General features: G+C 55.4%; 2 protein-coding genes. One reads left to right on the forward strand and one right to left on the reverse strand.

All coding sequences use genetic code 11. The features are described from left to right. Nucleotides 1-253 (forward strand): DUF1559 domain-containing protein (locus ABX962_RS25085; RefSeq protein ID WP_372723388.1); only part of this gene is annotated, 253 nt, incomplete at its 5' end. 938 nt (nucleotides 254-1,191) lie between these two features. On the opposite strand, the gene ABX962_RS25090 is transcribed toward ABX962_RS25085, so the two are convergent. Next, the gene (locus ABX962_RS25090; protein ID WP_372723390.1) at nucleotides 1,192-7,329 is read right to left on the reverse strand and encodes an Ig-like domain-containing protein; all 6,138 of its coding nucleotides are present in this window, start codon (nucleotides 7,327-7,329) and stop codon (nucleotides 1,192-1,194) included. Between the last annotated feature and the right edge of the window lie 70 nt (nucleotides 7,330-7,399).

Consider the following 7,399-nt stretch of genomic DNA (forward strand, 5'->3'; position numbering starts at 1 on the left):
ACAGAGTGAAGTCCACCGCACTCTTGGTTCGATGGCTGGCCCTCTCAATTTCGCGAATGGAAACTGCAATAAGGGATTTTCAAGCCTTCACGTCGGCGGCGTGCAATTTCTGTTGTGTGACGGCAGCGTCCGGTTTTTAACAGATAGCATCGACCACAATAGTCTGTTTAACGGCGGGACAAATGAGGTGGATAGTGTGCTAGAACAACTCTCCGCTCGCGACGATCGCCAAGTCATTGACGACTTTGAGTAATTCTTTCGTGTTTTTCGCTCTTTGTTGGCAGTCAATGTTCTACCTGGCTGCTAGCAATCAGTTGCAACAGATGCGAAATGTGTAGCCAACAGCGTCGGTTTTCGCTTGTTTCTACAATCCTCATGTATTTCGTGTTTCACTCTTTTTGCATTGCGGTCCATGTACAAAATTCTGCTCCCCATCCTATCGTTCTGTCTAATTTCAATTGGTTGTACGCCGTCGGGACCGCCACTCGGTAAAGTATCCGGAAAGGTGACGATCGACGGCAAGCCAGCTTCCAACGTGGATGTCATGTTCGCACCTGTTGAAGGTGGCCGAAGTTCTACAGCAACGACCGACAGCAACGGGCAATACGACCTAGCATTCAGTACGACAGATAGGGGCGCGTTGCTTGGGGCACACGAGGTCGTCATTCGAAATGCGACGCCAACGGACATGAACGACCCTGATGCCCCCATGGTCTCGACGGGAATGGTCAGCAATGAACTTGCCTCCATCAAGAAAAAGGTGGAGGTCCAATCCGGTGACAATACGATCGACTTGTCGTACCCATAGTATCGCTGGTGGGTCTAACATCGTTTGGAAAAGGGGGCAGGAGCAATGCTGTGCAATCCCTTCAAGCATCGACGATTTGGACGATGGTACTTCGGTTGCGAATTGGGCCGCAATTGGCTTCCGCGGTTCGGGGCTACGCGGTGAAGCATTTTTGGGGTAGCTACCTTTGCCAGAAGGTGGTGATTCGCATTTGCGTGGCAACCAACCACGCTCTGACGAGCGTAGCTACGAAACGAAAATGCCGCAGTTTGCCGCCTCGAAATGCTTCACAGGGTTTGCCAAAACAGCTAACCTGCCGAATGCCCGATGCCTACCTGTTTAACATCAGGAAACTTGGTCGTCGGCCACCTCCGAATTACCCATGTGGCGAGCTCTATCTCGCATCAATCAATTTCGGCCCGTAAAAACAACTCTGTTAAAGCTCGATCGCGAGTGTCCAAGTCCGACTGGTTCGGAACTGAATCCACCTTGGTGATTGGGTCTGCCATTGGCTCTGTCACGATCGATAACGCGGCTTGATTCGCAACATCATCACCCCGTTTTAGTTGGGATTCGTTTGGAACCAGGTCCACTTGCTGCGGCTCGTTTCGATCGTCCGCGGTCGTGTTTGCCTTCGACGGGATTAGATTGGGAATTGCAGCTTCGGGTTGTGGCGGCGACAAGGTTTCCGTTGATGCGGGCGGCGCCGGTTTGTTGAGATCGAGGAAGTTGATCACATCGAGGGCGTCCGCTGCGGATGCGACGTATTGCCCGAAGTCATTGAGCTGTCCATTGACGTCGTAGTAGCGATTCGCCAGCGTCGTGGCGTCGGTCGGTGTCTCGAGCACGACGGCGCTTGATCGGAACCGGTCCAGCAGATTGATGATCAGCAAGGCATCAAACGCGGTCGTCGCGCCACTGTGATCGACATCGGTCGCTGCAAAGGGATTCTGCCACGGTTTGGTGTTGACCGTTTGCACAGTGGCTTCAGCATTGGCCAAGACATGCCGCTGGCTACCATCGACGAAAACAGGCGGCATCACTTGCCAGTCGTCGCCAGAATAATTGATCGTGACATCTTCATCGTGAACGACGACCAAGACATTGTTTTCATCGGTCGCCGCAATGACGCTCGGTCCATCGAGGGTCAATTCATTGGGGCTAGCGCCGATCACATCAATGCGTTCCAAATTGATCGGTTTGTTTAGAATGGGATCGGTCAGATCCAAATGATGACCGCTGCCGCCGAGAACAAGAGCATCGTCGCCTAACCCGCCATCCAGTGTGGGCAATTGGTCCACGGACAAGTCGAACGTAAACACATCGGACCCGCCACCGAGTTGCACATGCGTCGTTCCGGTGGATTGTTGGAAATCGATCACTTCGCTATGGTCGCTATCGATACGCAGCACGTTATCATCCGCGTCGCTACCGGTGTCGAAAACGACATTGTCGTCGGTGTCCGCAAACACGAATTCGCGGTCGACCACGTCAAGATTGTCTTCGATCGGTTCCAAGTCGATCGCTGTCAAAGCGAAGGCGAGGTCATCCGCATTGCGATCGGTAAAAAATGAAGTGACCAAGCTCGATTGGAGTTTGGTTTTTAGGTAATCCAGCGGCGGATCGCTGGCGGATTGAACATCCAGTCTTAATGCGTCGTTGCCGCCGATCCCACCGTCGAACACGAACGGTCCCATCGGCGGGATGCCGATGCCACGAAAGATCAACAGATCATTACTGTTGGGCGATCCGTTCAGCCGGATGGTCGATGACGGATCGGTTGCGGGCCGAAAGAAAACGATGTTGCCGTTTTGATCACGTACCGTCACTCCGTTAGTGTTTACGTCCACCTCGTGTTGCTGACTGCCGGGATTTAGGTTGACCACCGACGCGATCGGTTGGTCGGCCACCGCGACGGCTGATCCTGAAAAACCGGCGCCGAGTTCAATGTCATTGATCGAGCTCAGGTCGTTGCCGTCAAAGACTTTGACGGTTGCTTCGATCGGATCGTCGATCCCTGGGCTCGTCACGATATCGGCGACGCCATCGCCGTTGACGTCGCCCGCGGCGACACGCACACCGCCGGCAAAACCGGGGTCATAGGCAAAGAAATGAGCAAGCAAACTTGGGTCGGGAATTCGGATGCCGGTATCAAGGTGGGGCAACAATGCGGAATCGATGACTTTCACATGGCCGCCGTTATTGGACCCTGCTTGGTCGGCACCCACGACGATGTCGTCTAATCGGTCGCCGTTTAGGTCCGCGGCGGCAACGAATACGCCTCCGAGAAAGCCTTGGTCAAACGCAAAAAAGTCGCTTAGGATTTGGTCGGCCGGGATCACGCCTGTGGGAGGCAATTGATTGGCGGTGTGACCATCAAAGACACGCACATGAGGACCGCCACCGGGGCCGGCACCGACGATGATATCGGCTTGGGCGTCGCCGTTGACGTCGCCGGTTGCCACGCGAACGCCGCCAGTAAAGGTGTTGGGGAACGCGAAGAAACTCGCCACTTCTACGCCCGTAGTGCCACTGAACACTTTTACGTGCGGCCCGCCGCCCGAGCCCGCTCCGGTGATAATATCGTCGATGCCATCGCCAGAAACGTCGCCCGCCGCGACGAAGACACCGCCGGTAAATTGGGGGTCGTAGGCAAAGAAACTATGTAACGTCGCTCCGCTCGCCCCGTCGAACACTTTGACATGCGGTCCGCCGCCGGCGCCTGGACCAGTAATGATATCGGGGGTGCCGTCGCCGTTAACATCGCCGCTGGCCACTCGCACGCCGCCACTGAATGTAGGCGAATAGGGAAAGAAACTGAATGTTTCCGTGCCATCGGGTTCAAATACTTTGACGACCGGCGGAGCACCGCTTTCGGATCCCACGACGATCGAACCAAAATGAATCGCCGGTGGCGAAAAGACGTTTAGATCAATGGTGTCGGTGTTGAGGTTGCCCGCGGTATCGGAGACCAGGGCTTCGATCGAATGGAGCCCCGCAGGAAGATTAGGGAAGTCAAAGTCGAACACAAATGGATCAAAAACTTCGAATCCAACAAGTTGCGAATCGATAAACAATCTCACCGATTCCACTTCGACATCATCCTCGACGTCGACCGCGATTCGCAGTGGCGAGCCGGCGATAATGCCTTGACCATCGATCGGCTGAGTGATGGTTACCGTAGGCGGTTGATCTTCGCTTAGGTTGACGGTGATTGGCCGGGAATCGGTCTGGTTTCCTGCGACGTCAATCGCTCGGGCACTCAACTCGACGTTGGGAACATCCGCCGGCAACGTAAAATCAAAATGGAACGGAAACGAGTCGTCGGATTCAACGAAATTGCCATCCACACGGAGTTCGACTGCCTTGATTTGAATTTCGTCCGTTGCCTCCACTGCGATCGGGATCGTGCTGCCTTCGATGAACGTGACGCCGCCAAAGGGCGACGTGATCGCGACGGTCGGCGGCGTATTGTCTTCGACAACCTCGCTGGATAAATCGATAGTGTATTCAAAGCGATCATTGGCAAAATCATTCGTTTGAAAGGTCAATTGACCATCGAATGTCCCCAGTGAGCTTGCTTGCAACATGATTCCGACTTGCGTTGCACCTCCAGGACGAAGCACGTCGGAGCCCGCGTCGACGATCGAATACCCCGAACCACTGATTTGCAGGTTGCTGATGATTAAGTCGGCGATGCCTGAATTTTCGATCGTAATGTGATCCGTTAGCAGCGTGGTCCCCGCATCCGAATCGATCACGGTCTGCCCAAGGTTCCATGTGCTGCCATTCGCGACCTCGTCACCCGCTGGATCACGCACCGTCACCCGGGCCGCGGGATCAAAACGAATCGCATCGGCTAATAGTAGCCCCGCGTCGCCAATCAATTCAGCACGAATCCCCTCTCCTTCATCGACCTCAATAACCCCAAGTTGTTCCCAGTCGATCCCGATGTCGCTGAAATCACTGGGCGGGAAAAACTGGTTGACATTGGTCGTGAACGAATTGACTCCGCTGTTGACGATAAACGTTGCGTTCGGAGAGGCCCCCAGCGCGAGCGAAGGCCACGTTGCCGAAACAAGATAGGGGCCCGGGGGAAGCAAGGAACTGCACTCGGCGCCGGTACAATCCCAAACGCCAGCAGACGTCGCACCGATCGCTTGAGTGCTTGTCATATCGCCGAACGCACCAATGCCTTGGTTGTGGATTCCCGAAGACGAGAACTCGGTGTCCCCGTCATCAATGATCCACGTTTCGGAAATCGGTTCGATCCGAACCGCATCGGCGATCACAAACGAATTGGGATCATCATCACCCAGGTCGGCATCGAGATCAAACAACTCGACCGTCAACGTGTGTCCGGTGATGGGAACAATCGCGAGATTCTGAAACGAAATCCCCTGCACGTCAAACTCGTTGGGAGCGATCTCTTGGTTGACATGCACGTCGGCCACGATGGGGCCGCTCGAGTCTCCGTCATGCACGACAAAACGAACATTTTCGCCGCGGTCCGGAGCACTGGTCCAAGTCGCCGAGACGGCAAATTGGCCTGGGGGAATGTCAGTGAACGTCCATGTGGCCACGTTGCCGGCGTTGGCGGCGCTGAATTCGATGTCACCATTGAATCCTTGTAAAAACAGTGGATCAAACTGTCTTGTAAATCCCTCGGCGATGTAACCGGGGTCGCCATCATCGATCAGGTTGGGGGCGGCGTTGATCACATGGATCTGTTCAAAACCGACGTAGCTAACATCTGCCAATCCCGTTCCGGGGAACGAGAATTTGGTACCATCGTTGATCACGTTTTCACCGCTGGCATCCAGTATCAAGCGGTCGATTCCGTCGCCTCCGTCAATCAATCGGGGAACATCGAGCGGTTTGACATAAACGGTGGAGTCGTCGTCAAAGGGGCTGCCGACGAAATTTTCCCACTGGCCAACCAACCGAATCGTGTTGCCCGCCGAATCGACGGTCTGAACCGCGGTCGAATCCAAATCGATCGTGATCGGAAGCGAAGCGAACGAGAAGTCTAGCGTGTCATCGCCGCCGATATCGATGAAGACATCCGCGCCACCAGGAGTCGCAAACACGGTGTCATCGCCGATGCCGACATCGACCCTATCGTCCCCAGGCCCGTCAAAAATCACGTCCGCGCCGGGACCACCGTTCAAAACGTCGGGACCCTCGCCGCCATCGATGGTGTCCGCATCTTCGCCGCCATCAATTCGGTCGCCCCCAGGACCTCCAAATAGTTTGTCGTCGCCGCTTTGTCCGCGAAGCACATCGTCGCCGTCCCCGCCAAAGACCACTTCGGTCAAATCGCTGCCGTTCACCGTATCGTTGCCACCGTGCGTGCGTAGATGAACTTCCAAACCTTCGTCCAGGTCGTACGAGACAATGTTTGGGGTCCCGATGCCAGTGATTCCATAGCTCAGTTCGACGGACGGACCAACGACGTCGACCGTGAATGTTTCGTCGCGGGCGATGCCATGTGCAAACACCGGAGTGCCCGGCAATTGATAGCTTCCTCTTAGCGGCCGCGTGTTGTCTTCGTTTAGCGGATCGCCGTCGAACTCGGGCACAACGTCCAAGTGATCAGCGACGGTCAAGATGAAATAGTCCTCCATCGGGTCCGCGTCGCCATCGATCCCCGGAAACGGCACACTGCCTGCATCGACGCCGATGGTGGTTGAAATAATCCGATTTCCATCGACGACAAGATCGTCGGGATCGGTAATCGCGGTCACGCCTAGCAGTTCGTCGCTGGCATCGAGTCGATCGTCAAGCGATCGGTAGTAGCCCACTTCAAATTCCGAAGCATCCTGGTGCAGCACACGGAACGATTGAATGAAATCGCTGAAGCCGGTTGCAAAATTGCGACCGATCACGATGTCGGTCGGCGGAGTGAATGCGTACACATCGATCGTTCCATTGGCGTCGCTGACGTCGGGATCGAGTTCGCTTGAAAGGCTGACGTAGGCGGCTCGTCCAACTCTATCGGTGAAGTTGCTGATCACCACGTTGCCATCGCCGGATGTACCGGCCGCCGGTCCGCCGCCGGAGGCTCCATCCGCAGGACTGATCAAGTACGTTGTCTCGGCGATGAGATCGCGAACATAGACCTTCATTCCGGTCACGCCATCGATCACTTCGTCATCGGTCGAAAATGCCACATAGCGACCGTTGCCGCTAATCGTGGGATTGGACGAGCCAAACAGGCCACCGTCGCCGCTGGCGGTGCCCGCTTCGTTCACACTGACCAAATGCATTTGCATTCCGTCTGCTTCGTCGAAAATACCATCCATGTCGGCATCGCGGTCCAAGACAAAAAGGTCGGGCCCGGCGTTTTCGTCGACCACGCCGTCATCCGGATCGAGCAGATCGCTGGCGAGACTGGCGAAGGCGATGTAGCGACCGTTGGCACTGATCGAGGGCCCCGACGAAAAATGCTTGCGAATATCAAACGAGGGGGGCGAGTCGTCGTTGCCGGTCGAATCGTCACGTTCGTATTCATGACGCTCGCCATCGTTTGGGCACCACAAATCGTCAAATTCCCGAACATCTGGACATACTTGCAGCAAATGCTTGCCTACTTGGCGCCGCCAATCGTCG

The sequence above is a fragment of the Novipirellula sp. genome (assembly GCF_041583735.1).
Lineage (GTDB): Bacteria > Planctomycetota > Planctomycetia > Pirellulales > Pirellulaceae > Novipirellula.